The organism is Asticcacaulis sp. SL142 (assembly GCF_026625745.1).
GTDB lineage: Bacteria > Pseudomonadota > Alphaproteobacteria > Caulobacterales > Caulobacteraceae > Asticcacaulis.
This window is the reverse complement of the sequence record NZ_CP113061.1, coordinates 2,904,092-2,929,636: the sequence shown is the minus strand read 5'-3', so window position 1 is coordinate 2,929,636 and position 25,545 is coordinate 2,904,092. Positions and strand designations below refer to the sequence as shown.

15 protein-coding genes are annotated in these 25,545 nt (G+C 56.2%); 7 read left to right on the top strand and 8 right to left on the bottom strand.

Features of this window, described 5'->3' with window-relative positions; all coding sequences use genetic code 11:
• Positions 1-38 precede the first annotated feature (38 nt).
• The 3 genes from aguB to OVA03_RS13305 form a co-directional block, all read right to left on the bottom strand.
• Positions 39-908 (bottom strand): N-carbamoylputrescine amidase, encoded by an 870-nt coding sequence (gene aguB, locus OVA03_RS13315; protein ID WP_267525391.1) that lies wholly within the window; start codon positions 906-908, stop codon positions 39-41.
• 157 nt (positions 909-1,065) lie between these two features.
• Positions 1,066-2,133: an agmatine deiminase family protein gene (locus tag OVA03_RS13310; protein ID WP_267525389.1), complete on the bottom strand. Its 1,068-nt coding sequence runs from the start codon at positions 2,131-2,133 to the stop codon at positions 1,066-1,068.
• Between the two features lie 188 nt (positions 2,134-2,321).
• Positions 2,322-4,778 (bottom strand): TonB-dependent receptor, encoded by a 2,457-nt coding sequence (locus OVA03_RS13305; protein WP_267525386.1) that lies wholly within the window; start codon positions 4,776-4,778, stop codon positions 2,322-2,324.
• 303 nt (positions 4,779-5,081) lie between these two features.
• On the opposite strand from OVA03_RS13305, the gene OVA03_RS13300 reads away from it, so the two are divergent.
• Positions 5,082-6,722 carry an ArnT family glycosyltransferase gene (locus tag OVA03_RS13300; protein WP_267525384.1) on the top strand — a complete coding sequence of 547 codons (1,641 nt, stop codon included), beginning with the start codon at positions 5,082-5,084 and terminating at the stop codon, positions 6,720-6,722.
• Here the strand turns inward: OVA03_RS13300 and OVA03_RS13295 are convergent, their stop codons facing one another.
• From OVA03_RS13295 to acnA, 3 genes are all read right to left on the bottom strand, one after another.
• A complete protein-coding gene (locus tag OVA03_RS13295) occupies positions 6,723-7,061 on the bottom strand; it encodes a DUF2794 domain-containing protein (RefSeq protein ID WP_267525382.1) in 339 nt (112 codons plus the stop codon). It lies immediately after the preceding gene.
• 422 nt (positions 7,062-7,483) lie between these two features.
• The gene (acnB, locus tag OVA03_RS13290; RefSeq protein WP_267525380.1) at positions 7,484-10,066 is read right to left on the bottom strand and encodes a bifunctional aconitate hydratase 2/2-methylisocitrate dehydratase; all 2,583 of its coding nucleotides are present in this window, start codon (positions 10,064-10,066) and stop codon (positions 7,484-7,486) included.
• A 111-nt stretch (positions 10,067-10,177) separates the two neighbouring features.
• Positions 10,178-12,868 carry an aconitate hydratase AcnA gene (gene acnA / locus OVA03_RS13285; RefSeq protein ID WP_267525378.1) on the bottom strand — a complete coding sequence of 897 codons (2,691 nt, stop codon included), beginning with the start codon at positions 12,866-12,868 and terminating at the stop codon, positions 10,178-10,180.
• Between the two features lie 222 nt (positions 12,869-13,090).
• Here acnA and ccmA point away from each other — a divergent pair, with 222 nt between their 5' ends.
• The 5 genes from ccmA to OVA03_RS13260 are packed head-to-tail and all read left to right on the top strand — an operon-like array spanning position 13,091 to position 15,875.
• Positions 13,091-13,747 (top strand): heme ABC exporter ATP-binding protein CcmA, encoded by a 657-nt coding sequence (gene ccmA / locus OVA03_RS13280; RefSeq protein ID WP_267525377.1) that lies wholly within the window; start codon positions 13,091-13,093, stop codon positions 13,745-13,747.
• Positions 13,731-14,420, top strand: coding sequence for a heme exporter protein CcmB (gene ccmB, locus OVA03_RS13275; protein WP_267525376.1), 690 nt, complete (start codon positions 13,731-13,733; stop codon positions 14,418-14,420). The genes ccmA and ccmB overlap by 17 nt, the downstream gene beginning before the upstream one ends.
• 39 nt (positions 14,421-14,459) lie before the next feature.
• Positions 14,460-15,179, top strand: a complete 720-nt coding sequence (locus tag OVA03_RS13270; protein ID WP_267525374.1) for a heme ABC transporter permease — start codon at positions 14,460-14,462, stop codon at positions 15,177-15,179.
• 10 nt (positions 15,180-15,189) lie between these two features.
• Positions 15,190-15,357 (top strand): heme exporter protein CcmD, encoded by a 168-nt coding sequence (ccmD, locus tag OVA03_RS13265; RefSeq protein ID WP_267525373.1) that lies wholly within the window; start codon positions 15,190-15,192, stop codon positions 15,355-15,357.
• The gene (locus OVA03_RS13260) at positions 15,354-15,875 is read left to right on the top strand and encodes a redoxin family protein (protein ID WP_267525371.1); all 522 of its coding nucleotides are present in this window, start codon (positions 15,354-15,356) and stop codon (positions 15,873-15,875) included. The genes ccmD and OVA03_RS13260 overlap by 4 nt, the downstream gene beginning before the upstream one ends.
• A gap of 9 nt (positions 15,876-15,884) precedes the next feature.
• Here the strand turns inward: OVA03_RS13260 and OVA03_RS13255 are convergent, their stop codons facing one another.
• Together OVA03_RS13255 and OVA03_RS13250 are read right to left on the bottom strand one after the other, a co-directional pair.
• Entirely contained in the window at positions 15,885-18,641 is a 2,757-nt protein-coding gene (locus OVA03_RS13255; protein ID WP_267525369.1) for a Tat pathway signal sequence domain protein, read from the bottom strand.
• 201 nt (positions 18,642-18,842) lie between these two features.
• The gene (locus OVA03_RS13250) at positions 18,843-22,751 is read right to left on the bottom strand and encodes a TonB-dependent receptor (RefSeq protein WP_267525367.1); all 3,909 of its coding nucleotides are present in this window, start codon (positions 22,749-22,751) and stop codon (positions 18,843-18,845) included.
• A gap of 767 nt (positions 22,752-23,518) precedes the next feature.
• On the opposite strand from OVA03_RS13250, the gene OVA03_RS13245 reads away from it, so the two are divergent.
• Positions 23,519-25,483: a rhamnogalacturonan lyase gene (locus OVA03_RS13245; RefSeq protein WP_324291005.1), complete on the top strand. Its 1,965-nt coding sequence runs from the start codon at positions 23,519-23,521 to the stop codon at positions 25,481-25,483.
• Positions 25,484-25,545 lie beyond the last annotated feature (62 nt).

Here is a 25,545-nt window from a genome sequence, read left to right as displayed (position 1 = left end):
AGGGCTGGCGGGAAAGCAATATAAATTAAGCCAAATACCTAAGCCGGACGACCCGACGCCAGCGCCCCATAAAGGTCGGTGCGGCGGTCACGGAAGAAGCCCCAGGCCGCACGATGGGTATGCAGGTAATCCAGATCAAGGCTATGCACCAGCACGCCTTCGTCCTTAGGCCCGAATTGTTCAACCAGATCACCGCGATGGTTGGCGATAAAGCTGTGGCCATAAAAGGTCTGCCCCGCCTCAGTCACCTGCTCATGGCCGATGCGGTTTGAGGCCACCACCGGCACCACATTAGACACGGCATGGCCCTGCATGGCGCGCTGCCACGGGGCGGCGGTATTGAGCGAGGTATCGTGCGGTTCCGACCCAATGGCGGTCGGATACATCAAAATCTCCGCTCCCATCAGCATCATCGAACGCGCCGTTTCCGGGTACCACTGATCCCAGCAGATACCGACACCGATCTTGGCGAATTTGGTGTCCCAGACCTTGAAACCGGTATCGCCCGGCCGGAAATAATACTTTTCCTGATAGCCCGGCCCGTCAGGAATATGGCTTTTGCGATAGACGCCAAGGGCTTCACCGCCCGCGTCGATCATGACCAGACTGTTGAAATAGTGCGGGCCTTCGCGCTCATAGATCGAGACCGGAATGGCGACGTTCAGTTCGCGCGCCAGGTCTGCCATAGCGATCACCGCCGGGTGAGTGCGCCATTCATAGGCGGTCGCGAACCATTTTTCTTCCTGAGAGACGCAGAAATATGGCCCCTGAAACAGCTCCGACGGCAGGATGACCTGCGCCCCTTTGTTAGCGGCATCGCGTACAAAGGCTTCGGTCTTTTTGATATTGGCAGCCATGTCATCGCCGTAAGACGTCTGGATGGCGGCAACGGTAAGGGTGCGGGTCATGCAGTAGTTCCTTAAACTCTCTCCGCCCCACATTGTGGGGAGGGGGACCGCGAAGCGGTGGAGGGGTATAAAACCGTAGTTCCCCCTCCGTCATCTTCGCCTTTGGCTCGATGCCACCTCCCCATCTGCGCCCAGAGGCTTGATAGGGAGGAGATTTCTACGCGCGGATTAACGGCACTTGCTGGCTGATGCAGTGGAACGATCCGCCGCCGGTCAGAATGGCTTCGGACGACAGCCCAAGCACCGTCCGCTCCGGGAACAGGCTCTGGATCGCCTCTACCGCCATTTCGCCGGGACGGTCATTATAGATCGGCACAACCACGCAGTCATTGGCGATCAGGAAGTTCATATGGGAAGCCGGAATGATTTCGCCATCTTCATCCAGCGTTTTTCCAGGCGACGGGATGCGCACGACCTGAAGCGGCATGCCGCGGGCATCGGTTTGCTGGCTGAGGAACTTGGCCGTAGCGTCGTAGATTTCGGCATTGGGGTCATCCACGCCAAACGCGACCGGGCAGGCCACTACGCCGGGCGCCACAAAGCGCGCCAGATTGTCGATATGGCCATCGGTGTGGTCATTGAGCAGACCATCGCCCAGCCAGATAACCTTCTTGGCCCCAAGCGCCTCGGCCAAGGCCAGCTCCGCGGTCGATTGCGTCCAGTCCGGGTTGCGATTGGGGTTGAGCAGGCACTGACGCGTTGTCAACACCGTGCCAAAGCCATCGTGATCCAGCGATCCGCCTTCCAGAATAAACTCATGCAATTCAGAGGCATGGCCATCGGCCGTGGTGATCTGAGCGGCGACCTGATCGTCATATTTCAGGTGGTACTTTCCCCCCCAGCCATTGTTCAGAAAGCTGATCGGACGGGCGGCGTGATGATCCTTACCGTCCTTGTCGATTGAGACATAGATCGGGCCGGTATCGCGGAACCAGATATCACCGAACTTGCCGTCGATAATCTCAACTTTTTTGAGGTCACCCAGCATGTCTTCGGCAGCTTTACGGGCCGCATCGCCCATGACCATCAGCTTGACATGTTCATCACCGGCTTCGGCCAGCACCCGCGCCAAGGCGGCCACTTCGGCTTGGGCCGGGATCAGGTCTTCCTGCCACAGGTTTTCATGGCTGGGGAAGCCCAGCCACATGGCCTGATGCGGTTCCCACTCCGCCGGCACAACGCGATCGTCGGAAAAGCCGTTGGCGGCGGGCACATTCTTGGTCATTCAAAATCCGGTTTAATGCAGGTCGATATGGCATCTTCGTTTAAGCGCCTCATACACTTAAGAATTGGCCTTGCCTATGGCCAGAGCGGCGGACGCACAAAAAAACACAAGTGCGTGTCCCCGCTGCACAAAAAAGCGGCCCCTGCGAAAACAGGAGCCGCTGATTTTAGGTCAGAGATCAGGTGATCTTAGAAGGCTGCGCGAAGCGTCAGCATAACCGTACGCGGAGCGCCTTGGTTGTACTGAACCGTGCTAGCTGACTTAATGACCGTGCCGCTTGGCGTGCTGATCGCATTGGCATTCGCTTGTGTGCTTATGTTGCCATAGTAACGGGCATCAAACAGATTTATCGCGTTCAACTGAAGGTAAGTACCTTCCTTAAGCCATGGCAGATCATAACGCAGGCTGGCATTCCAAGTGGTGTAGCGCTTGGCCTTCAGATCGTTTACGTCGGTTGCCCAACGCTCACCGACGTACTTACCATCAAGGCGGAGGTGCCAGTTTTCGGTAATGTCGAAGCTACCGCCATAGTTAAACATCCACTCCGGTACTTCTACCAGTTTCTTACCGGCAGTCGGCAGGAACAGCGGCGTTCCGACAGTGTCTGTCCCGCGTGCCACAGTCACTTCACCGTTCGGCGTATCACTCTTAACTTCGGAATCCGAGTAGGTCACGCCTGAGTAAAATGAAATCTTTTCGACGGGGCTGAAAGCCAGCGAGGCGTCCCAACCATTCATATCTACTTCACCCACGTTGCGGTCGAAATAGGTGTCCGTAACGGTGTCATAAGACGAAACGATGCGGTCTTTATATTGACGAGCCCAGATGGCGCTGGAGAAGGTGACCATAGAGGTGTTGTAGCGGAAGCCACCTTCCAAGAACTTAGTGGTTTCCGGCTTAGGGTTTGCAACCTGAATGGCGTTGGTGGTTGGGTTAACAGTGACTGCGTAATATTGATCAGTACGCGGCGACGACAAGGATTCTGAGTAGCTGGCGTAGAACTGGCCATTACCGAAAACCTTATAGCTGACGTTCACGTTCGGCAGAACCTTATCAAAGCTCACGTTTGCCTTGTACGGCTTAATGAAACTGCCGGTGTTATTAGCGAACGTAACGGTTCCGTTCGTCGCGTTCGTTGTTGCCGGTGCCTGAGTTGTACAGAACGGAGCCGTACCACCCGTGCCCGTCGTCAACGAGTAGCAGCGCTGATCAAGATCGCGTTCCAACTTCTGGCTACGGACGCCAACCGATAAGAACAGGTTGTCTTCCATGAACTTGCCACGATATTCAAGCGAGATCACATCGACATTTGCTTTAGAGAAGCGGTGGCGGCGTTGATACATTGAACCGTCACGACCATAAAGGCCGATACCGTCATCATCCTTAGCGCCAAACACGTCGAGAACAGAGCCGTCAGCATTTACGAAGGTGCCTTCGCCCGTTTGCTTTGTGCGAGCGCGATCCAGAGACACACCAAGACGAACAGTGTGCTGGTCATTAAAGCGATAAATGGCGCTGGAGTTCAAGCCCAGACGGTTGGTTTGCGTGGTGTTCGGGTTATGGATGGTGATATTTGACGTGCTGATGACGCGGTCACCATTCAGGTCATAATTACGGAAGTTAGCATTGGTCCAAGATCCGATACGACCTGTAGACTCGTTAACCGTAGAAGTACCACCACCGTTAGCCATTACGTACTGGAATGAGGCGTCAGCAGTAATGGTAAGTTTCTCGGTCAGATTCCACTTCGAAAGCCACTTCACATTGCCGGTATCGGAGGGATTGATGTTGGCGCGCGAAATGCTGTTGTAATCCCAGCCTTCGGTCGCAAACGTCGCTGGCGATTGGCCGAAGATAAAGTGGTTGCGGTTTTCGTTGTAGTGCGCAAGCAGGCTTACGAAGCTGCCGTTGTCAAAGTCCTGACGGATTTGAGCGTTGATCTGCTTCTTTTCAAGCTCACCTTCGTCATTGATCAATTTGTCATTGGTGAAGGTGTCGTACTTTTGCTGAGAGTAAGCGATATAGGCCGTGGTTCCGAATGGGCCGAATTCGCCCGTGTTTACACGAACGAAACCGCGCGAATAGTTGAAATCACCGACCGAGGCGGTCAGGTCAACGCCAAACTCTTTGGTCGGCTTACAGGTGGCGAAGTTAATCGTGCCGCCCGTAGCAGACGCCGACATGGAGTCGATATCCGTAGCGCCGGTGAGAACAGAAGCCTGACACAAAACCTCACCGTCAAGCTGCTGGTTGGTGTAGATGGCGTAGTTGCCAGCATCATTTAGTTGAACACCGTCAACCGTCAGCGATACGCGCGAACCGTCAAGACCACGCAGGAACAGATCACCGCCCGACGAACCATAAGGGTCGTTATTTGTGAAGTTGTAGCCCGGAACCACGTTCAGGGTTTCGGCGATCGTCTGGCCTGCCGAAGCGGCGGAAATGGTCAATTGATCGATAACGATCTTCGTTTTCGCACCGGTTTCCTTGTTGATAGGGCCTACACCCTTTTTGCTGGCCGAGATGACCACTTCCTTGACGTCTTCGACGTCCTGAGTAGCGGTCGACTGGGCCATTGCCGCGTTGGAAACAAACAGACCCGCCAGAGCCGAGCTGGCCAAGATCAGTGATTTATTGAATTTCATGGTAGGAGTATCCCCTCTCCAAGGTTATAAAAATTAACTAAAAACTACACCGCACCCGCGTGGAGATGGCGACCGGGAAGGATCACGCCACCTCGCAGGTGCAAAACGTGTTAATCCTTTAGTAGCTTTTCAGCCGCTTTTTGAGCGAAAACTGCAAAGGTTTTGTGACGATTGTGACGTTAGAAACCGGATGCGCCTTTATTGTCACATATTCCCGCCACAAGATTGCCCCAAGGTTACCCGTTGAAAGCGGCCTGCGTTTAGGTTACGCCTCACGCACACTTTCTATATAGCGATGTGCCCATGACGCCCCCTCCTTTCACTACGCGCCTGTCCCTCACGCACATCTGCTTGCTGATGATTGCCGCCCTCACCGTCGTGCGCGTGGCCTTGTTGTTTACGACCTATCTTGATCTCTATCCGGATGAAGCCCAATACTGGCTGTGGTCGCGGGAGCTGGATTTCGGCTACTATTCAAAGCCGCCGATGATTGCGTGGGTCATTCACCTCGCGACCGCCATCGGCGGCAATGGCGAGACGTTCGTCAGGTTATTTGCGCCGTTGTTGCATGCAGGTTCCGCCACAGCCTTATTGTTTGCAGGTAAGCGGCTCTATAACGAAAAGACGGGGGCGCTGGCGGCGCTGATCTACAGCCTGATGCCGGGCGTTGTACTATCTTCGGGTGTCATTTCCACCGATGCCTGCCTGCTGTTTTTCCTGTCGCTCAGCCTGCTCGTCTATGTCGAGTTTTTGCATGGGCGCGGCAAGCGCCCGCTGTTTCTGGCCTTATTGCTGGGGCTGGCGTTCGGCGGGGCGTTTTTGAGCAAATATGCCTGTCTCTATTTCCTGCTGGGCGCGGTCATTCACGCCGCTTTTGATCCGCGTGCCCGCACGCGCTGGTCATGGCAAGCCCTGCTGATCTGGGCATTGACCTTCGCCTGCGTGATTGCGCCCAATATCATCTGGAACGCCACCCACGGCTTTCAGACGGTGGCCCACACCGCAGACAATGCCAACTGGCAGGCAGATTCGCTGTTCCATCCGCTGTCGATGCTAAGATTCCTTAGCCATCAGTTCGGCGTATTCGGCCCCGTGCCATTTGGTATGCTGGTCATCGGGCTGATCGCCTTTGCCCTCAACCGCGCGCCAGTGTCGCCGGATACCGAACTGGGGGGCGGGTCACGCAACCGCGATCTGATGCTGATCTGTTTTGCCCTGCCGCCGCTGGTGTTCGTTACTATTCAAGCCCTGCTGTCGCGCGCTCATGCTAACTGGGCAGCCTCAAGCTATGTGCCGGGCAGTCTGCTGGCGGCGACCTGGCTTTACGGGGTGATCACCTCCCTGCCCTACCGCCGCAAGGGCCTGATGAAAACGGCAATCGCCGTGGCCTTATGGAGCGGGCTGGCGTTTCAGGTCTGCGTCATGGGCGTGTTCATGTACGGGATCACTTCGCCCGAAGCCACCCAGGCTATGGGTATGGCATCAGGCATGAAGCGCGCCCGCGGCTGGGAGGCGGCCACCCAAACCGTCCTGACCGAGGCCGAAGCGGCCTTGGCGCGCGGCGAACGCTTAAGCGCCATAGCTGTTGATGACCGGTTCCTATATAACTCCATGGCCTATTACGGCCGCGACTGGTTTAAGGCCCATCCGGATATCCTGCTCAAAAACTGGGTGCGCGAAATCAACCCGCATTCCCACAGCGAAACCCATATGCCTCTGACGGCAGAGACGGGACAGCATGTGCTGCTGGCCAATCTGACCGAGCGCTTTGTCGTTGATATGCGTCAGGATTTTGCGCGCACCTCAGAGCCGCGTCTGGTGCAGGTGCCGATTGACCATAAGCGCCTGCGCGATGTCCGGCTGTTCTATGGTTATGATTTTACCCGCGCGCCGCGTGATCCGGCGACCGGCCACCCGATTGTCGATGGCAAGGTTCACGAATAGTCAGAGCACGTTCAATTTCGTTTTATCGAGCACGGCCAGAACCGGCGCCAGTTCGCGCCCGCGTTTCAGGATCAGACCGGCCTGATTAAACACCGCAAACGCCCCCTGTTTACGGCTTAAGGCCGGACGTTTTTCGATGCGGTACAGCGGCGCCTCGCTGGTGCGGCGAAAGACATTAAACGACACCGCGTCGGCAAAGGTGTCGATGCCGTAATCGCGCCAGTCGCCCGCCGCCACCTTTTGCCCGTACAGGCGCAGGATCAACTCAAGCTCCTTGCGTTCAAAAAACACCGGGCCGCGCGGGGTGGGATGGGCGACGCCCAAATCCTGAATACTCATGCCGGATCAGACCTGTCGTGGGAATACAGACCCATACAGTACGCCCTAAGTCGCTCAAATTGGCAAGACATTCACAGGCAATTTGAAGCGCCAAAACCACGTTTCAAAACAAAATGAAGCTAACAATAAATGACCTTAATTTGGCCGTTCATTTGCCCGGATGGGGCGTAAATATATGTGTGTCGGTTGGGACGCCAAGAGCGGGTTCCCCCCTGAACAGCCCCCCACAGCCCGAACCTGTTAGGGGCGGCTCAACCGATATATTTAGAGACCCTCTTTAACGCATCATGCCCTCAAGCAGCAGAGCGGTAGGGCAACTAAAACAACGCCTGTGCTTCATCCCCTTGGCACAGGCGTTTTTGCGTTTTCAGCTCATAGAAAAAGCCCCACCGTTTCCGATGGGGCTCGATTTTAAGTCCCTGCTAAACGTAGGCCTTGGCCGCTTCGGCATATTCTTCGATCTGATCAAAGTTCATGTAACGATAGACGCTGGTACCCGCCGCATTCACCACGCCCATATCGGCATGATATTCCTCTAAGGTCGGCAAACGGCCAAGCTTTGAGGCAATCGCCGACAGTTCCGCCGAGGCCAGGAACACATTGGCGTTCTTGCCCAGACGGTTCGGGAAGTTGCGGGTTGAGGTCGACACCACGGTTGCCCCTTCACGCACCTGCGCCTGATTGCCCATACACAAGGAACAACCCGGCATTTCCATACGCGCGCCAGCCGTACCAAGGACGTTGTAATGGCCTTCCTTGGTCAGTTCAGCGGCATCCATCTTGGTCGGCGGTGCGACCCACAGGCGGGTCGGGATGTCCTTCTTATCCTTAAGCAGCAAAGACGCCGCCCGGAAGTGGCCGATATTGGTCATGCACGATCCGATGAACACTTCATCGATGTGCGTGCCCGCCACTTCGGACAGCAGGCGCGCATCGTCCGGATCATTCGGCGCGCATAGGATCGGCTCAACGATTTCATTCAGGTCGATGTCGATGATGTGGGCATATTCAGCATCAGCATCAGGCTCCATCAGCACCGGATCAGCGATCCAGTCTTCCATCGCCTTGATGCGGCGCGACAGGGTGCGGGCATCGGCATAACCATCGGCGATCATGTTCTTCATCAACACGATGTTGGAGGTCATATATTCAATGATCGGCTCTTTGTTGAGCTTGACGGTGCAGCCCGCGGCCGAACGCTCCGCCGAGGCATCGGACAGTTCAAACGCCTGTTCCACTTTCAGGTTCGGCAAGCCTTCGATTTCCAGAATCCGGCCTGAAAATTCATTGACCTTACCGGCCTTGGCGACCGTCAACAGACCCTGCTTGATGGCGTAGTACGGGATGGCGTGGACCAGATCACGTAAAGTAATACCCGGTTGCAACGCGCCTTTGAAACGCACCAGAACGGATTCCGGCATATCGAGCGGCATAACACCGGTCGCCGCCCCAAAGGCGACCAGACCAGACCCCGCCGGGAACGAAATCCCGATCGGGAAGCGGGTGTGCGAGTCGCCACCGGTGCCGACCGTATCGGGCAGCAGCAGACGGTTGAGCCAGGAGTGGATCACCCCATCGCCGGGACGCAAGGCAACCCCGCCACGGTTGGAAATGAACGCGGGCAATTCGCGGTGGGTCTTCACATCGACCGGCTTCGGATAGGCGGCGGTATGACAGAACGACTGCATCACCAGATCCGCCGAGAAACCAAGGCAGGCGAGGTCTTTCAACTCATCGCGGGTCATCGGGCCGGTCGTGTCCTGAGAGCCGACCGTCGTCATCTTGGGCTCGCAATAGGTTCCGGGACGGATGCCTTGGCCTTCGCCCAGACCGCAGGCCTTACCGACCATTTTCTGCGCCAGCGTAAAGCCTTTGTCCGAACCCGCAGGCGGCACCGGCAGACGGAACTCCGTCGAGGCGGGCAGGCCCAGAAACTCACGCGCCTTGGCGGTCAGTGAGCGGCCAATAATCAGATTGATACGGCCACCGGCCTGAACTTCATCAAGGATAACGTGCGATTTCAGCGAAAAATCGGCGACCTTGACGTCATTCTTTTCAATCTTGCCGGCATAGGGATAGATGTCGATGACATCGCCCATGTGGAAGTCGGTGACATCGACTTCGATCGGCAAGGCGCCGGAATCTTCCTGCGTGTTGAAGAAGATCGGGGCGATCTTGCCGCCCAGGGTCACGCCGCCGAAACGCTTATTCGGCACATAAGGAATGTCTTCGCCGGTCGCCCAGATCACCGAGTTGGTCGCCGATTTGCGCGACGAGCCGGTACCGACCACATCGCCGACATAGGCGACCAGATGGCCCTTCATCTTGAGGTCTTCGATGAACTTGATCGGCCCGCGCTTACCGTCCTCTTCGGGAGTGATGCCGTCGCGGGTGTTCTTCAGCATGGCCAGATAGTGCAGGGGGATATCCGGACGCGACCACGCATCCGGCGCAGGCGACAGGTCATCGGTATTGGTCTCACCGGTGACCTTGAACACGGTCACGGTTATGCGCTCGGCCACCTTGGGGCGCGAGGTGAACCATTCAGCGTCAGCCCACGACTGCACGACCTCTTTGGCATTGGCGTTGCCGCCCTTGGCCAGTTCGGCGACATCGTGGAAGAAGTCGAACATCAGCAGGGTTTTCTTGAGCGCCTCACCGGCGATCTTGCCGACCACCGCATCGGTCAACAAATCAATCAGCGGCTTGACATTATAGCCACCAACCATGGTGCCGAGCAGTTCTGTCGCACGCTCACGGCTGATCAGGTCTACCGGAAAATCACCGTGCGCCACCGCAGACAAAAACGACGCCTTGACCTGAGCGGCATCATCCACGCCGGGGGGGACGCGGTAAGTGATCAGGTCCAGCAGGAAATCGGCCTCACCCGCAGGCGGATTTTTGATCAGTTCGATCACTTCGGCGGTTTGAATGGCGGTCAGCGGTAAGGGCGGAATACCCAGAGCGGCGCGTTCGGCTACATGGGCGCGGTAAGCTTCAAGCATGGGAGAAAACCTTGAATGAATGTCGGGCACGGATCATCCATGCCATATCGCAAATGCGAAAAGTTGAACAGGAAAAACCCCGCACGGCGCAAACCGGCGGGGCTAAAAGACTTAGTCGGCGGAAACGCGCGCGAGGTTTCTCAGGACATAGGGCATGACGCCGCCATTGCGGTAGTATTCCAGTTCCGTCGGCGTATCGATGCGGCAACGGACCGGGAAGCGGGCCATCTTGCCATCAGATGGGCGGAACAGTTCAACGATCAGTTCCTGACGCGGCTGGACGTTTTCAAGCCCGCGAATGGTGACGATTTCCTCACCGGTCAGGCCAAGCTTGGCCCAACCATCGACCTTGAACTGCAAGGGCAGTACCCCCATGCCGACAAGGTTCGAGCGGTGGATACGCTCAAACGATTCCGAGATCACCGCGCGCACACCCTGAAGACGCGTACCCTTGGCGGCCCAGTCACGCGACGAGCCGGTGCCGTATTCCTTACCAGCAAAGATCACCAGCGGACGGCCTTCGCCCTTATAACGCATAGCTGCGTCATAGATCGGCATGACATCGCCCGACGGGAAATGCTTGGTGACCCCGCCTTCGATTTCCAGCGTGATCTTGTTGCGGATGCGGATATTGGCAAAGGTGCCGCGCATCATGACTTCGTGGTGACCGCGACGGGCGCCGTAAGAGTTGAACTCCGACGCCTCAACGCCGTGCTCGGTCAGCCAGACGCCAGCAGGTGAGGTCTTCTTGATCGAACCGGCGGGGGAGATGTGGTCGGTGGTGATCGAGTCGCCAAAGATGCCGAGCACGCGGGCTTCGACAATGTCCGTGACCTTTTCCGGGGTCATGGTCATGCCTTCAAAATAGGGCGGGTTAGCGACGTAGGTTGAGGAACCTTCCCAGTCGTAGGTCTGACCGCCGGAGACCTTAATGGCCTGCCAGTGCTCATCGCCCAAGAACACGTCCGAATAACGCGACTTGAACTTATCGAGCGTGACATGGGCGCGCTGGATGTCTGCGATTTCCGCGTTCGATGGCCAGATGTCCTTAAGGTAGACCGGCGCACCATCTGAGCCGGTGCCAATCGGGTCAACGGTCAGATCGACATTGAGCGAGCCAGCGATGGCATAGGCGACCACCAGCGGCGGCGAGGCCAGATAGTTGGCGCGCACATCCGGATTGACGCGGCCCTCGAAGTTACGGTTGCCGGACAGAACCGACGCAGCCACCAGATCGCCTTCGGTAATGGCGGCCGATACGGCTTCCGGCAGCGGGCCGGAATTGCCGATACAGGTCGTGCAGCCATAGCCGGTCAGGTTAAAGCCGAGCGCATCCAGATCCGCCGACAGGCCGGACGCATCGAGATAATCGGTCACGACCTTAGAGCCGGGTGCCAGCGAGGTCTTGACCCACGGCTTAGACGTCAGCCCCAGAGCGCGGGCCTTGCGCGCCACAAGACCAGCGGCGATCAGCACCGATGGGTTCGAGGTATTGGTACACGACGTGATGGCGGCAATCACGACGTCGCCGTGGTTGATGCTATAGTCGGTGCCCGCGACGGCGACTTCTTTGGAGGCTTCGCCGCCCTTACCAAATTCACCGGCCAGGGACTTGGCAAATTCTGACGCGGCCTCAGTCAGCAGCACGCGGTCCTGCGGACGCTTCGGGCCCGCCAGCGACGGCACGACGGTCGACAGATCAAGCTCTAACGTGTCGGTGAATACCGGATCGTTTTCCGGATCGAGCCACAGGCCTTGGGCCTTGGCATAGGCCTCAACCAGTGCCACGCGCTCAGGCTCACGGTTAGAGGCGGTCAGATAATCAATCGTCGCCTGTGAGATCGGGAAGAAGCCACAGGTCGCGCCATATTCCGGCGCCATATTGGCAATGGTCGCCTGATCTTCGAGGGTCAGCGACAGCAGGCCATTACCGAAATATTCAACGAACTTGCCGACCACGCCTTTTTTGCGCAGCATCTGGGTGATGGTCAAAACGAGGTCGGTGGCGGTGGCCCCTTCCGGCAGCTTACCCGTGACCTTAAAGCCGATCACTTCGGGGATCAGCATCGGGATCGGCTGGCCCAGCATGGCGGCTTCGGCTTCGATCCCGCCGACGCCCCAGCCCAGCACGCTCAGGCCGTTGATCATGGTGGTGTGCGAGTCGGTGCCGACGACGGTATCCGGATAGGCAATCGTCTTGCCCTCGGCCACATTGGTCCACACGGTTTGCGCCAGATATTCCAGATTGACCTGATGGCAGATGCCGGTGCCGGGAGGTACCACGCGGAAATTGTTAAAGGCCGATGAGCCCCAGCGCAGGAAGTTATAACGCTCGATATTACGCTCATATTCGCGCTCGACATTCTTTGTGGCCGCATCGGCCGTGCCGAAATAGTCGATCATGACCGAGTGATCGATCACCAGGTCAACGGGGTTGAGCGGGTTGATCTTGGCCGGATCGGCCCCAAGCTTGACCATCGCGTCGCGCATGGCCGCAAGGTCAACCACGGCGGGGACGCCGGTAAAGTCCTGCATCAACACACGCGCCGGACGGAAGGAGATTTCGTGCTCAACCGAGCCCTTGTTATCGACCCAGTTGGCGATGGCCTGAATGTCGGCTTTGGTGACCGATACGCCGTCTTCGTTGCGCAGCAGGTTCTCAAGCAGCACCTTAAGCGACGCGGGCAAACGCGACACATTGCCAAGGCCTTCGGCTTCGGCGGCAGGCAAACTATAATAATCGTAGGATTTATCGCCAACCTCTAGGGTGGCATGCGACTTAAAGCTGTCGAGTGAAGACATTTTAGCTTCCTTTTCAATGTGACCGCCCCTACAAACAGCCCCGATGGCCATTTCTTGTCTCTTGATCGCGCGCATGAAAGGGGAACTCACAGGGTTCCACGCTTACGCGACGCGATGCCAAAGTCAGGCGGTCAATTGCCCTTCTAAACTTGTTATGGCTTTTCGTCTATTAAGGCCCCAACATATTTTCGGGTTATTTTGGGTGAACGGGACGTCGTTTTCATGTCTCTGAGGGTGATACTTGACAAGATTAGCCTGAAAAAAGGCTATAACCTTCTGATTTCAAATCTGAATCTGGAAGTCAGAAGTGGCGACGCCATAAGTCTGACCGGTCAAAACGGCGTCGGCAAAACCACGCTCCTGCGGGCCATTGCCGGTTTTTTTTCACCTCACACGGGTAAAATCTCGGCCTCTGACGCGGGCGGCCCGATTGAGCCTGTAAGATTTCGCACAGAATTCACCCACTATCTTGGTCATCAGGATGCGTTAAGCCCAACCCGTACCACAGAGCAGGAGCTACGGTTTCAGGCGCAATACTTAAACGCAAATGAGAATAATTATCAATTTGCAGTCCAATACTTGAACCTGTCGCCTCTGCTGGATCTGGAAACCCGCCTGTTGTCTGCCGGTCAGAAACGCCGTGTATCCTTGGCACGACTGCTGATGGCACCGCGCAAACTCTGGCTTCTGGATGAGCCGATGTCGCCGCTCGATATCGGTCAGCGTGATTTAGCCGCCCGGCTGATGCAGGACCATGTGAGCGATGGTGGCATCATCATTGCGGCCATCCATGACCGGCTGCCGTTTGAGACCCGCACCGTCCACCTGACCCGCCCTGACATATCCGCGCAGGAGGCAGCCCTTGTCGACCAAGATTAATGCCGCCCCCCATGCGGCCCTGTCCCTGCTCAAGCGCGATCTCGGCCTGTCCCTGACCCGTGGCGGCGGGCCGCTTCTGGCGGTCGGGTTTTACCTGACCCTGATGGCCATGATCCCGCTAAGCCTAGGTTCCGACAGCGGCACGTTGTCGCGGGTCGCCCCCGGCCTGACCTGGCTCAGTCTGGCGCTGGCCTCGCTGCTGTCGCTGGAGCGGCTGTTTGAGCGCGACTATGAGGACGGCCTGTTTGATATATTGCGCCTTGGCCCGCTGCCTATGGAAGTCATCGCTCTGCTGAAATGTCTGGCCCAGTGGCTGGGCACGGGGCTTATGCTGGCGGTACTCACACCTTTTGTCATGATTATTCTGGGCGCGCCGGTGGACGCGGCTTTTATCAGCCTGATCGCGGCTATTCTGGGCAGTTTAAGCTTTGCCATTATCGGCGGCATCGGGGCGAGTTTAAGCCTCGGCACCCGCAAGGGCGGGGTTCTGATCGCACTTTTGGTTTTGCCATTCTATGTGCCGCCGGTCATTTTTGGTGCGGGTTTGATGCAGGCCTACCTAGCCGGCGCGCCGGTGGTTCAGGCCTTGAGTTTGCTTACCGCCTACGCCTTGTTTGCGCTGGCGCTGGGGCCGATCGCCATGGGGGCGGCGCTCAAAAGCGCGCTCTCTTGATATCTTGTCTTAACCCTGCAAAAGCCCTATGTCGAAACCATGATCACCTGGCTGGCTAACCCTGAGCGATTTACGCGCGTCTTTGCCCCGATCCGCCCCTATATTGGCGGACTCGCGGCAGTGTTGTTCGTGTGGGGGCTATACCTCTGCTTTGCTTCACCCGAAGACTATCAGCAGGGCGATACCGTGCGCATCATGTACCTGCATGTGCCCGCGGCCTGGATGGCGATGGCGGTTTACCTGATCATGGGTATCGCCTCATTCTTTGGACTGATTTTCCGTCATGCGCTGGCCGATGCCGCCGCCAAGGCCGCCGCCCCCATCGGCGCTGTCTTTACCGCTCTGGCTCTGATCACCGGTTCTTTTTGGGGCAAGCCGATGTGGGGGACGTGGTGGGAATGGGACGGGCGCATGACGTCGGTGCTGGTACTGTTTTTGTTTTATATCGGCTATATCGCCCTGCATGCCTCGATCGACGATGAAGTGCGGGCCGCGAAATCGACAGCCATTCTGGCGCTGGTCGGGTTGGTCAATTTGCCGATTATCAAGTTTTCCGTCGATTGGTGGAACACCCTGCACCAAGGGGCGTCGGTTGTCCGTATGGACGGCCCGACCATTGCCCCTGACATGCTGTGGCCGCTGCTGGTCATGGCGCTGGCGTTCAAAGTTCTGTTCGTCTGGCTGTGGCTGGTGCGCATAGATGCTGAGATCATCACCCGCCGCTACCGCACCCTGCGGGCGCGTTTAAGTTTCCAGTAAAGGTACTCGCATGGATCTCGATATGGGCAAATACGGGTTCTACGTCTGGGGTTGCTATGGTGCGACCGCTGTGGCCCTAACCGCGCTGGTGATCGCATCTCTGCGCGCCCGCAGCGTGCAAAAGACAAAACTCGACGCCCTTCAGGACGCGCTGAAAGACGTTAAATCCGAAACATGAAACGGCTGTTGGCTTTCATTCCGCTGATCGTGCTGGCCGCTCTGGTGGGTGTGTTCGGATATTTCAATTTCCACAAAAAAACCGAATACCAGCCGCGCGAACTGGTTGGCCAACCTGTGCCAATCCGCGCCCTGCCCGATCTGAAAACCGCCGAACTGCGCGACCTTAAAACCATTGCCGCGACTTACGATAAACCCATCGTGGTCAATATTTTTGCGTCCTGGTGTACGCCCTGTCTGGCCGAACATCCGTTTCTGCTCGATATGAAATCCAAAGGTGCGGTCATCATCGGCATTGCCTACAAAGACACGCCGGTGAACAGCCTGAATTATCTGGTCAAACACCGTGATCCCTATGCTGTGGTCATCAGCGATGAACCGGGCGATATGGGACTTGACCTCGGCATTTCCGGTGTGCCCGAAACCTATATCGTGCACCCGGATGGGGTGATCATCGATAAGGTCACCGGCCCATTGGATCAACAACGGGCCGATGAATTGATGACGAAGATCAACTAAGCCTTTGGTTTATTTTACGATGCCGACAAGGACCGCGGCCTCCTCAAGGCTGTCGCCGATCAGGGCCATGTTCTGGATCGCCGCCAGCCCCCACTGGGCGGTACCATTAGTTGACAGGCTGTTGTCCTCATCGAGTGGCCGCAGCGTCGCCACCCCGTCAATGCGGGTGGTACGGCGGCCTAAACCACCGTCAGATTCGCGCCCTTCAGCGCCAAAGAACTCGCTCCACGCCCGCAGGGCCAGCGCTTTGTCGTTTTCATGATAGGCCGCATAGGCCGTCAGGCGCGAATGGGAATCGCGCAGGTTACGCCCGCGTGGCACGGTGCCAAGCAGGGCCTGCAAGTCATCGTTCGGCGCATTATAATAGCGGCAATATTCCAGCCAGGCCTTACGGTAAAGCGGCTCATCAATCAGCGACAGCAGCTCAGAACTCATCTCCACCACGCCGAACACGCCGTTAAGGTGAGACACGGCGATATAGTCGCCTTCGCCCAGGAACTTGCCCGTCTTGAGATCATAAGGCGCCGATGACGCAAACCAGCGGCGTTTCAAACCGCCAATTGTGACCATGCCGTTGATGATACGATCGCGCCATTTGGTATCGCCGGTGCGCTCCCACTCGGTCAGCCAGGCCGAAATAAACGAGCCCCACGACGTACCAAACGATGAGTTGACGATGCCATCCGGCGTTTCACGCTCTGGTGACGGTGGCAGTTTACGCGAAATATCGACATTCTTGAGCGAGAAATCGGATTCATTAAGGTCACGCATCAGATCACCGACCCGCTCATCGGCAGTCAGGAAGTAAAAAATCCGGCGGTAGGCAGCGTTGGACACCCGCGGCTGCTTGGACGAATCCGACCACGGCTGAACCCCGTGACGGGTGCCAAAGCCTTTGAAGCGCCCCAGATGATAGACATCGACCTCGCCGGTCTGGCGCGTCATGGCTTCACCGAACTTAAAGACATCGGCCCGCCCGGTTCTGAGGAATGTGTACCAAATCCACAGATCGGTCGACAGCTCGGAATTGTCCCACGCATAGCCGCCGATATCATAGCGCCACATGTGCCGGTCGGCATCATAGGTGTGCATGACATCGCCGTAGGTCCAGAACCCGTACCAGCGATGGGCTTCGACCTGCTGCATATAATAGTCGATCTGATAGGTCAGACGGTCTTCGAGGATTTTGCGTGCCGGCGTCGTGGCATTGACCACATCCCAGTCACCAAACACACCGGCGGCATGGATGCGCTCCGGTGACACCATCAGGCGCGGCGGATTGGCGACACTTTCGGCCATGCCGGAAAAGACCTCATGGCTCGGCGTCGTGTTCAGCACCCACAGATTAAGCTCGGACGTGCGCGCCACGCCGTGCGCGGTATCCCAGCCTTTTTCATAGTCCTCATAGGTGATGTTCAGCCCTTCGATCTCTTCGGGATGGGTGTCCATTTCACCGGCCGAGCGATAGGGGCGCACATCCATGGCCGGGGCGTCCGGCGACCACAGCCAGGCGGTAATTTCCGCCAGATCGGTATGGGCATTACGGATATCAATCGCGGTCGGAGCGCGTTGCCAGAAATCCTTAAAACCCAGCGCCACGCCGCCTGCGGCCCCACCGACATAGCCCAATCCCTTGGTGCGCGTCCCGGCATTGGAATCGATCCAGGCGTGACCTTTTTCGGTGCGTTTTTTAAGCGTAAAGCCATCCGGCGTCAGTTGCGACAGCGAGAAATCGCCCCATTCCGGAATCCATTTCAGGCCATCCTGAACGGGCTTGCCGATGTCCTCAATCTTCACCGCTTCACCGGCGATCTGGGCGGCCTGAGCCTTTTTACCGGCCGGACGACGCAGGCCGGTCAGCGGCTTGACCGCCTCACCCCACACACCGACACCTTCACCCGACAGGCGGATATGGCGGTTATAGGTCTCGTCCGACATGGCGACCTTGGCCGTCACCCCAAGGCCACGGATAAAGTCTTTGAAAGGGGCGCCGTCAAAGATGAAGCTATGGACGATACGCACACTTTCAGAGCCCGCATAGAAATAGAGGCGCACTGAGAACGGCAGCCAGTCGCGCCCGCCACCACTGTGCGTTCCTTCGACCTTAAGCACCGCGCGTACCGGTCCGGTCTGTTCGACCGTGACCTTGGTGACTTTCGAGGTAAATTGCGATTGGGTGACAGAACCCGTCGCCTCCAGATCCGCCTGATCCTGCGACCGCGCCACCAGCTTCATATCGCGCAGGGTCGTGCGCCCGCCCTTGGTGGCAGAGGCGATCAGGGCCTCGCCTGATGTTGGCACCTGCCAGGTCAGATCACCGGATTTGACCGTAATCAAGGCCGGTGTCTGGGTGACGCGCACGGCATTGGCCGGTACTTTAGGCTTACCCATCACGACTGATGCGCCCGCAAGACCTTCGGAACCTGCGACCGCATGGGCCGACCATTTCAACGACCCGTCCGGCCAGTAGGCCAGCGGCCACGACTGCGATGCCACTTCCTGCCCATTGGCGTCGGTAAGTTTCAGCGCCTGGGTGGCCTTCACCGTCCCGCGCGGCCACGGCACACCTAAGGTCGTGCCGTCAAAGCGCGTCGGCGTCACCTTATCCATCCATGACAAAGACGTGGCCGATACCGGCTTGCCCTTGCCAGAGACCTGTCCGGTGGCCGCTCTGGCCGACATGGCATTACCAGCGGCATAAGCCACCGCGCCTAAGGCGGCCGCCGACTGCAACATGTGACGACGTGAGATGATGTTTGATGCCATGTGTCCTACCCTAGGTTCCGCGGTTATGGTTTATACGCAGCATAGGCGCATTTCCGGCGTAAGAATGGGTTATACCATTGGCCGATCTTGATTAAAACAGACGCTACTGCGCAACTTATGTCAACATCAATCAACAAAAAACCGCCGCCTGATCTCTCAGGCGGCGGCAGTCGGGTTACGATGTACGCTTACTAACTCGAACTATTGCATGCGGTAGGTGACACCGAAGGAGAAGGTACGACCACCATAGTTCAAGTTATGAACCGTAGGCGTCCCGTCTGCAAACGTACGATCGGCACCGTTCGAAGTGGTCGTGCCTTGCTTCGTCAGGTTACGGCCTTCAACATAGAATTCCACATTCGGGCGGAACTTATGGGTGATCTTTGCATCAACATATTTAGTTTCATCCTGCCAGACGGCATTACCAGGCTGATAAGGCGCAGGACGGGCATCAAAACCAATCTCGCTCGGATAATTGTTCCGACCATTACTACCGCAAGATTCAATACAGATGAAATACTCACCACGCGCCTGATAGGTGATGCGGGCATTGGTTTTACCGTCATCATACCACAGCGACAGGTTTGCAAAATAATCTGACTCTCGCTGCGGCGGCATGACCTCACCCGTGTTTGGGTTGATGATATTGGTCGCTCCTTTAGACTCTAACTTAGAATAGTTGAAGTCCGCACCAGTGTAACGGAAATACCAAGGCAGGAAGGTAAATGCCGTTTTAGAGGTAAACTCCCAACCTGTACGTTCAATACCTGGAGCATTTTCATACGTTGGATACGTAAATTCCAGATCAGCCAAAGCCTGTCCCGTTACAGGGTCGACATAGTCAGAACCGGCAAACAACTTACCTGTGGCGCTGGTCCCAACAACATTCCCAATAAGGACGTCCAATTTATGGGTGGCCAGAGAGAGCATGGTGTCACGGTTAGGATACCATTCCACACTCAAGTTCTGGTCCCAGGCCGTATACGGCTTCAACTCAGGGTTACCTACGCGGACACTACATGAGTTGTCGCCGTCAAAACCGATGACATCCAATTCACGACGCTCATCGACGGTGCAGGTACCGGCCGGTAACATGAAGTTAACGCCAGGACGCGAAATCGTCTTGCCCTTGTAATAGCGGACGACGACTTGATCCGGCACAACCCATACACCGACGTTGTATGTCGGCAAATAATCGCGGGTGGTACGCGTAAATTCAACCTGCTGCGTATAGCTTGTAGTCACGATACCCGCAGCCGCAGTCGGGTTAAGCGGATCAAATGCCGCTGTCGTACGGACGGATTGCAGGGTGAAGGCTCCCTGACCCGTGGCTTCGGTTTCAACCGCCCGCAGACCAAAGTTACCAACCAATTCCATACCCAGCGGCAGAGGCTGTTCAAACTCTGCCATATAGTAGGCAGCAGTAATCTTTTCGTCATAGCCCTGGAAGAACTGATCATACACCTTGCCATCGCTGGCAACACAGCTCTTCATACAATTGAAGTTGTAGTTCTGGGCGGAAGGCACAAGGCTAACCAACTTTTTAACGTCAATGCCCTGCCAGTTTTCCATATTCTCCGCACCTTCATAGTCATTGAAGAAATTGGAATCTGGCTGTGAAATGGTTGCTGCAATCAGAGCCTGCATTTCGGCAGGGGTGTATGTCGTCACGCCCGTCAGAGCGTTAAACATATTGCTCGCCGGCACATAACCATAGTTACAGGCCTCAATCGACGTTGCCGTTGGCTGACAAGCACGGAACGACCCGCGCATCAAAGTCGACGGCAAGACCACCGCGGGTACGTAGTTCGGGTTTACAACACCCCCCACCAAATAACTGCCAACAGCGTTCGAGATTGTACGACCGCCCGGACGCGACCAAGCCTTACCTTGTGGATTACGCTGGCTCACACCGATCTTGAAAGCGCTGAAGAATGGCAATTTATCTTCAAGATTATAGGTAACATCTATCTTTGCGGTGGTTTCAGTAGACTCCCCAATCCAAGCGTCAAAGTTCAAAGCAAAGCTGTTTGACACTAGCGGACGTTGCGCAACGGTTCTTACCGGAACGCCTGCTGGCACTTCATACGTAGGAGCCACAGCCGTCGTGATTGCCGCCTGAGAATTTAACTGCACGTAGTTCGCAGGATTGGTCTCATCGTAGCTGCCTAAAATCTCATGCGACCACAAACCACTGGGCTGCACAAAGAAGCGCGCCGCACCATAATTGAAGGAGCGGTTTGTTGAGATATTGAAGCGTTTATAATCGGCTTCAGACTTACCGACCATAAACTCGACCTTCAACGGTCCGCTATTATAATTGCCTCCAAACTGAGCAAATGTATTGGTTGTTTCGAACGGCTCCCACGATTGAGTAATGTTCGAACTGGCATCTGTCAGCACATACTCAGTCACAAAGTGATTCTCATCGACTTTGACCGTGGACGGATCAATGCCAACAACATTACCTATAGCCGGGTTATTGTTGTAGATACCAACGCCATCATAGAGGAAATACTTCCCAGCAGCCGTCGGTGAAACGACCCGTTGTTGGTATGGTGAACCGGCTGCAATATTCCATACGCCGTTAGGATTGCCCGCTGTCGTATAAATATTGCCGGGGTTAATCGGTGTTTCTTGCCCGCCCTGAAGGCTACGCCAGCGATACTGGCGGTCAACCTCGCGCGTTGATTTGTTATATTTGGCAAATACGGTAAAATTATCGCTGATTTTGTAATCAAAGCGAATGTCAGCAGAGAAACGCTCATCCAACTGCGTATTATCGTAGCTGCGAACCAAATTTGGCTCAAGATCGTTCCATTGATTTAGACAAGTCTGAAGTTCGTAAACGCGTTGGTTCTTGACGTTGTTTGATCCCGTCGTCAAGAGCGGAAATGCCGTGCTACAGTCGGCTTTGGTTTGCGCCGAAGCTGATCTTTCGACAATTTGACGCGGTGTAAAACTTGAATTGGCTAGCAGCGTATCCGGGTTCAAAGTTGCACCAACGCCTGTGCCACCCACGGTCGAGGGGTTGAACTCAAACGTCTTTTCCGCAGAACCATCGAAATCAAGGCGCCCCAGATATCCGGTATTGTTAGCCGATGTCCCCTGTGAACTGGAATTGTTCTGATAGTTGCTGCCAGTTAGGCTCAAAACAACACCCAGGCGATCATTCAGGAACTTGCGCGAGGCCACCAGATTATAATCTGGCTTCCACTGCTCCCCAAGCGAGTTGCGGCGTGCACCGACGCGAAGCGACAGATAAGGCTTTTTGAAATCAAGCCCTGTACGGGTCTGAATTTTAACACCACCGCCAAGTGACCCTTCGGTCATGTCAGCCGTAGATCCTTTGATGACATCCACACTTTTAATAAGATCAGATGGCAGCGCCACCATCTCAGCGCCGCGAGCATTTTGTGTGCCGCTCAAGGCAAAGCTGGCGTTACTGACCCCCATGCCGTCCAGTTCAACGCGCGTCTGCTCTGCAGTATTGCCACGGATATCGATTCCACTACCTTCACCGAATTCGTCACGCTGCAGCGCTACGCCAGCGATACGCGAAATCGCTTCGTTCAGGTTTTTGTCAGGGAAAGCGCCAACATCATCTGCGACGATGGAATCCATCGCCGTCTTGGCGCGTTTTTTGCGATCATTGGCCGATTGCTGGGCGGCGCGGGCGCCGACGACGACGACTTCCTGAATGTCTTCGTCAGCAGCGGCGGCGACCGGCGCGCCGGCCTGGCTAGACGAGACAATCGCGTCCTGAGCCACAGCCACGCCCGACAGCGCCATCATGGAAACAAGAGTCATGGCCGTGCCGTGCTGCAGGGCTTTGGCAAATGACCGGTTACGGTTGGTAAACATCAAAATAGTCCTCCTGGTGCTGGCTTTTTTAAAGCCCGGCGCCTTGTGTCGGCACCTGCCCCAGAGGTTGAAAAGAGAACGCAATCCGCACAGGTCAGCTATGCTGCCGCCCGTACTTGATGTTACTGATGACCGTGAAAAAATACCGCTGACGGCTGGCTTGAAATGCAAAACCGGCCCGGCATTTGCCGTGCGGGCGCACTCTTTATCAAAGCCCTTCCGCAAGCGGACGGTTCCCTGTGTCATCTCCCTTTTGCTGGGCCGTTAATCGGCCTCATTTATCAACCCCTTGTGGGATGCCTTAACCTTTGTTGATTGATTGTGGCAAGTCAAGATACATTTTGATCATTTGCGCCATATTGTCCGTCAATATGGTCAAATAGGTGCGCTTGCGTTACAAAAAGAACACAATTTTTCTACCAAACCGCCACAATCTTACGCTCTCGGCACCCACGCGATGCGCGCCCATTAAGCCTTTCATGGGCCACACCAAGCCATGACATAATCGAATAACCGGTAACATATTGAATAATATGAAACTAATGTTTACGCTTCACATATGCAGTTTTTATAGACCGGCAAAAAAATGATAGCGCTAACAGCGCGCTTGTTAAAAATCGATTTTGATTGTTATTGCGCAATTGAGATTAATATCGTACTATTATGTTCAGCATGACACTTGTGTTCATTTCAAGCGTTTTGCCGGCCACGCTGTCTTGTGATTTATGGCGCATATTGCCCTTAAATTGCGCGAGGCAACTTCCCGAGATAGCTTCCGGGCGCGTCCCCGAAGTTATTGACTTACAGCGGTGACAGCCATTCCCTTGGCTCTCACCGTTTTTTTTGCCTCACCCTAATACCGCGATTAATATCGCGCACGATCGATCAAATTGCGCTTGTCTCGCTCACGGCAAAGGCGTAGCCTTGCACACATAATAATAAGGCACCGCGGTTGTACCGATCCGACAGGGCCAGCCTTTAACCGGGGAAACTGAACTCAAGGATATAATCAGATGCATGATCTGAAACGTCACCTTCGCCGCACAGGCGCCCTTATACCTGCGCTGGCTGTACTCACCATGTCAGTGCCCGCCCTGGCACAGGCTGGTCCGCGCCTGATGGAAGCCCTCGACCGCGGCGTAGTCGCCGTTCCGGCCACAAAGGGCGTGCTGGTAAGCTGGCGACTGCTCGGCAATGATGCGGATAAAACCACTTTTAATCTGTATCGTGACGGTAAGAAAATCACGCCAAAGCCCATCAGTGCGACAAATTTCGTCGACGCCAAGGGTAGCGCCACCTCGGTCTATAAGGTCGCAGCGGTCACAGGCACTAAGGAAACCAGCACATCCGCCGATGCGCGCGTGTGGGCGGCAGGCTATCTCAATATTCCGCTGAATAAGCCCGCCGACGGCACCACACCGGACGGCCAGACCTATAGCTATACCGCCAATGACGCTTCGGTCGGCGATCTGGACGGCGACGGGCGTTATGAGATTATCCTGAAATGGGATCCGACCAATGCTAAGGATAACTCTCAGGGCGGCTACACCGGCAATGTTCTGCTGGACGCCTATACGCTTGAAGGCAAACAATTATGGCGCATCGATCTGGGGCGCAACATCCGCGCCGGGGCGCACTATACGCAGTTTCAGGTCGCCGATTATGATGGCGACGGCAAGGCCGAGCTGATTGTCAAAACCGCTGATGGCAGTACGGACGCGCAAGGCAAGGTTATTGGTGACGCCACTGCCAACTGGGTCGAAACCGGCGGCGAGGTTCAGCAGAATGACCGCACCGGATCGCGCGTGACCGAAGACGGTCGCCTGATGGCGCGGATGCAGGGCCGTATCCTCAAGGGCCCGGAATACCTAAGCGTATTCGAAGGTGCCACGGGCCGCGTAATCGATACGGTTGATTTCGCCAATACCCGCGGCCCGAACGGACATGAGGCGACGCCCGATGAAATGAAAGCGCGCTGGGGCGATGCCTATGCCAACCGCTCCGACCGGTTCCTAGCGGGCACCGCATGGCTGGACGGCGTTCACCCCACCGCCATTATGGCGCGCGGCTATTATGCCCGCACGACGCTTTCGGCCTATGACTTCAAGGACGGCAAGCTGTCGTTGCGCTGGTATTTCGATTCCGAAGCTGACGGCGCGCCGGACGGTTATTCCCATCAGGGCAACCACCAGCTTTCGGTCGCCGATGTCGATGGCGACGGCAAGGATGAAATCCTTTATGGCGCCATGGCGCTGAGTGCCGAAGGCAAGGCCCTGTGGACCGCTAAGCTCGGTCACGGCGATGCCATGCACGTTTCTGATCTTGACCCGTCTCGTCCGGGACTTGAAAAGTTCGGCGTCCATGAAAGCATGCGTGACAGCGGCAACCGCGGCTCGGCCATGCTCGATGCCAAAACCGGTGAAATTCTGTGGTCTACCCGCGCTGACAAAGACACGGGCCGCGGCGTCTCTGCCGATATCGACCCGCGCTTTATTGGCTCGGAGAACTGGGCATCTAACTCAGGCCGACTTTATAATGCTCAAGGCAAGGTTATTGGTGATAAACGGCCACGGTCGATGAACTTTGCGATCTGGTGGGACGGCGATCTGACCCGCGAACTGCTGGACGGCAATAAGATCTTTAAGTGGGACTGGAAGACCAACGATTCGCCTGCCATTTTTGAAATGGCGGATACCACCTCAAACAATGGCACCAAGTCCAATCCGGCGCTTCAGGCCGATATCCTCGGGGACTGGCGCGAAGAGGTCATCATGCGCACGACCGACAATACGGCCTTACGCATCTATTCGACCAATATTCCAACAACCTATCGCTTCACCACCCTGATGCACGATCCGGTATATCGTGCCGCGATCGCCTGGCAGAATACGGCCTATAACCAGCCGCCCCATGTCAGCTACTATCTGGGAGAAGGCATGAAAACCCCGCCCAAAGCCAATATCAAAATCGGCAAATAACTGGCGCAATCCAAAAAGTGGATGCCGATTTTTGTAACAATAGAGCGTCAAAACGAAAAGCC

Excerpts from the sequence above, each read along its gene's own strand:
- aguB (WP_267525391.1), bottom strand. The coding sequence starts at position 908 with ATGACCCGCACCCTTACCGTTGCCGCCATCCAGACGTCTTACGGCGAT.
- OVA03_RS13310 (WP_267525389.1), bottom strand. The coding sequence starts at position 2,133 with ATGACCAAGAATGTGCCCGCCGCCAACGGCTTTTCCGACGATCGCGTT.
- OVA03_RS13305 (WP_267525386.1), bottom strand. The coding sequence starts at position 4,778 with ATGAAATTCAATAAATCACTGATCTTGGCCAGCTCGGCTCTGGCGGGT.
- OVA03_RS13300 (WP_267525384.1), top strand. The coding sequence starts at position 5,082 with ATGACGCCCCCTCCTTTCACTACGCGCCTGTCCCTCACGCACATCTGC.
- OVA03_RS13295 (WP_267525382.1), bottom strand. The coding sequence starts at position 7,061 with ATGAGTATTCAGGATTTGGGCGTCGCCCATCCCACCCCGCGCGGCCCG.
- acnB (WP_267525380.1), bottom strand. The coding sequence starts at position 10,066 with ATGCTTGAAGCTTACCGCGCCCATGTAGCCGAACGCGCCGCTCTGGGT.
- acnA (WP_267525378.1), bottom strand. The coding sequence starts at position 12,868 with ATGTCTTCACTCGACAGCTTTAAGTCGCATGCCACCCTAGAGGTTGGC.
- ccmA (WP_267525377.1), top strand. The coding sequence starts at position 13,091 with ATGTCTCTGAGGGTGATACTTGACAAGATTAGCCTGAAAAAAGGCTAT.
- OVA03_RS13270 (WP_267525374.1), top strand. The coding sequence starts at position 14,460 with ATGATCACCTGGCTGGCTAACCCTGAGCGATTTACGCGCGTCTTTGCC.
- ccmD (WP_267525373.1), top strand. The coding sequence starts at position 15,190 with ATGGATCTCGATATGGGCAAATACGGGTTCTACGTCTGGGGTTGCTAT.
- OVA03_RS13260 (WP_267525371.1), top strand. The coding sequence starts at position 15,354 with ATGAAACGGCTGTTGGCTTTCATTCCGCTGATCGTGCTGGCCGCTCTG.
- OVA03_RS13255 (WP_267525369.1), bottom strand. The coding sequence starts at position 18,641 with ATGGCATCAAACATCATCTCACGTCGTCACATGTTGCAGTCGGCGGCC.
- OVA03_RS13250 (WP_267525367.1), bottom strand. The coding sequence starts at position 22,751 with ATGACACAGGGAACCGTCCGCTTGCGGAAGGGCTTTGATAAAGAGTGC.
- OVA03_RS13245 (WP_324291005.1), top strand. The coding sequence starts at position 23,519 with ATGCATGATCTGAAACGTCACCTTCGCCGCACAGGCGCCCTTATACCT.